This window comes from Okeania sp. SIO2F4, assembly GCF_010672385.1.
Classification (GTDB): Bacteria; Cyanobacteriota; Cyanobacteriia; order Cyanobacteriales; family Microcoleaceae; genus Trichodesmium.
The window spans coordinates 1-2,868 of the sequence record NZ_JAAHGT010001107.1 but is presented as its reverse complement, the minus strand read 5'-3'; the positions used below and the strand labels follow the sequence as shown (position 1 = coordinate 2,868).

The following is a 2,868-nucleotide window of genomic DNA, read 5'->3' as shown; positions in this document are numbered from 1 at the left end:
CAAAAGCTTTTTATTACTCAAGCTAAAAACACTGAAGACAGAGAATGGTTATCAGAAGTTTCAGTTGTACCATTACAGCAATCATTAAATGATTTAAACCAAGCTTATCAAAATTTCTTTACTTCAACTAAAGGTAGACCTGTTAAACCTCCAAAGTTCAAAACTAGGAAGTCAAAACAAACCGCTAGGTTTACCCTGAGAGGGTTTAAAGTATATCAAGAAAAAGTTCCTAGCAACGCCAAGATTGGAAAGTTAAAAGTGGTCTGGTCAAGGCCATTGCCAAATCCACCTTCTTCAGTAACAGTAATTAAAGACTCAGCTAACAGATATTTCTTAAGTTTTGTAGTAGAAATACAACCAGAAACTTTACCAAAAACTGATAGTTCAGTAGGTATATATTTAGGAATTAAAACTTTTGCTACATTCAGTAATGGTCAAAAAATTGATGCACCAAAACCATTGAAGAAAAGAATTAATAACTATCGTAAGTTAAGCAAGTCTTTATCTAAAAAAACTAGGGGGTCTAAACGATATGAAAAAGCACGGATTAGAGTTGCTAAATTTCAGGCTAAATTAAAAGACACGCTTGACAGATTTTCTGCATAAATTATCTACTAAAATAATTCGTGAAAACCAAACAGTTGTTTTAGAGGTATGACAATGTTTCTGGCATGGTAAGAAACCGCAAATTATCCAGAGCTATATCTGATGCGCGGTTGGCGACAATTTAGAACTTTCTTAGAAGGAAAAGCTGAGAAATACGGTCGTGATTTTAGAGTAATTAGTCGCCCTTGAACCTACTTCTCAAACTTGCTCTAGCTGTGGTTTCAAAGGTGGGAAGTTAGACCTTCAGCTGCGAGAGTGGGAGTGTCTCAACTGTGGTGCAAAACACGTTCTTAGACGAGAATGCAGCAATAAATATATTAGTCGCCGGAGGACATGCCTCCTACGGAGGAGCTGCGCTAACGGAGACTAAAAACGGACGTGGAGGGAAGCGTAAGACTAACGTCAAGGTAGCAGCACCCTACGAAACGTCAACCCCCCGAAGAGCTGCGGCTCAGTAGGAATCCCCGCGCCTTTAGGCCGGGGAGGATGTCAATACTGTCTACCCACTCATAATCTTTACCCGTTGGTGGCAGTATAATAGGAATAGATATGGAAGGCAGTTTAAATTTAGTGTTACATTTCGGACATTCTCTAGTAGTCATTTCAGTTATCAGTTATCCGTACTTTCAGCTAAAGCTAGAGGTTTGAGACCTTATTTTTTAGTCATTCAATCTTTTTGTTAGTGTTATTACTCCAATTCTACTATAAAGTAAAAGACAATTTTGATAAAAAAATTTAACAGTGTGGATCTAAGATAAAATTATCAAATAAAAGGAGCGATCGCCATGACTTTGACTCTTGCCAAGTGGACAGTTGCAGAATATCATCAGATGATTGCAGCCGGAATATTAGTGGGACGCTGTGTTGAGTTACTGAATGGAGAAATTGTGGAAATGGCACCGGAGGGAGAATTTCATGCTTATAGCAGTGATGAGGCGGGAGAATATTTGATATATCTGTTAGGGGAACGTGCTAAAGTGCGTCAAGGTAAACCTATTACTTTGCCACAAAGTAATTCTGAACCGGAACCAGATATCGCAATTGTAGAACGTTTAGGCAGAGATTATCGCGAACATCATCCCTATCCAGAAAATATATTTTGGTTGATAGAGTATTCTAATTCTACTTTGACTAAAGATTTGGAAGTGAAGAGCAAGATTTATGCTGCAGCAGGTATTCGAGAATATTGGGTGATTAATTTGTTAGATAGGGAAGTTGTAATTTTTCGTTCTCCTACTAATGCAGGTTATGAGTCGCAAGAAATTTTGAGTCAGGGGGTAGTTGTACCGTTGTTGTTTAGGGATGTGGAGGTTTCGGTGGAGAGATTATTTGGGGAGTAAGTTGGGAGGCGATCGCTCTGAAATATATAAACTTTAGATTACAAACCAGATATAACTTTTGCAATTAAATCATTAATAATTGAACCTTTTTTAAAATACTTTAGGTAGTGGTTTCTCGACGCTTTAACTTCAGCTAATGAGCCAATTGCAGCACACCAAGATAACCACGTTGACGATCCATTTCTCAAATTAGGTCGTCTTAGTTCAGGGAGTCCATATTTTGAACTTTTAATTTCAAGAATTTTAGCACGAGAAATATCCGTTGCTGAACGATGCTCATAAAGTTGATGTAAGAGTTTTCCAGTAACTTTAGTCTCCATTAAAAAGTCTTCACACATTTTAGCCATCCAAAATAGCTGATACTCTGTTAGGTGTTCGCCTGCCTTAACCCTCTGTAAAATAGCCAGAGCTACACTTTCTTTATCTTCAACATGCTGGAAAAAATTGTAGCAACTTTTGGCTAGATTTGGGTATTCAAAAGCTATACCAGATATTTGATCGAAAACATCTTCCCATTGCTCCCGCATTAGAGTTAGTATAAGTTCAGCATCTTCTTCAGTTATAGGATCGTTACTCAAAAGATCCAAAATCAAATCCCTTTGCTCTGCAGTTAGGGATATTTGGTTATCATCATCAATTTCATCATAATCTTGTAATAAATTTTCACGGATTTTTAAAAGTTCAACTTTTGTATCGTCTTTTTCTAAGTAATAACTATTTGATTCTGAGGGAAGCTTGAGTTTAGCTTCACTAATAGACAAACCTTTGTTTCCTAGTAGAATTTGTATTTTGTACAAATCTTCATATAGGATAGATTTATTATCATCAAATAATGCAAAGTCATCCATAAATCTTAAATAGCTTTCGGAGCGTAAACCACCAGCCTCCCCAGGCGCCGCCCGCGGGTCCACGGGGCGGCGGT

At 37.6% G+C, this 2,868-nt stretch carries 3 protein-coding genes and 1 pseudogene; 3 read left to right on the top strand and 1 reads right to left on the bottom strand.

All coding sequences use genetic code 11. The annotated features are described in order from the left end of the window. The 3 genes from F6K22_RS37620 to F6K22_RS37610 all read left to right on the top strand — a co-directional run. The coding region (locus F6K22_RS37620) for an RNA-guided endonuclease InsQ/TnpB family protein (RefSeq protein ID WP_293109910.1) at window positions 1-606 on the top strand (606 nt) is incomplete at its 5' end. 272 nt (window positions 607-878) lie between these two features. Continuing rightward, entirely contained in the window at window positions 879-1,064 is a 186-nt protein-coding gene (locus F6K22_RS37615) for a hypothetical protein (protein ID WP_293109908.1), read from the top strand. Between the two features lie 327 nt (window positions 1,065-1,391). Beyond that, on the top strand, window positions 1,392-1,946 hold the full coding sequence (locus F6K22_RS37610; RefSeq protein ID WP_293109907.1) for a Uma2 family endonuclease: 555 nt from the start codon (window positions 1,392-1,394) through the stop codon (window positions 1,944-1,946). A 38-nt stretch (window positions 1,947-1,984) separates the two neighbouring features. On the opposite strand, the pseudogene F6K22_RS37605 reads toward F6K22_RS37610, so the two are convergent. Next, window positions 1,985-2,868: pseudogene (locus F6K22_RS37605) on the bottom strand (antiviral reverse transcriptase Drt5); the annotation flags it as partial.

Coding starts and splice junctions, on each gene's coding strand:
- F6K22_RS37610 (WP_293109907.1), top strand. CDS start 1,392: ATGACTTTGACTCTTGCCAAGTGGACAGTTGCAGAATATCATCAGATG.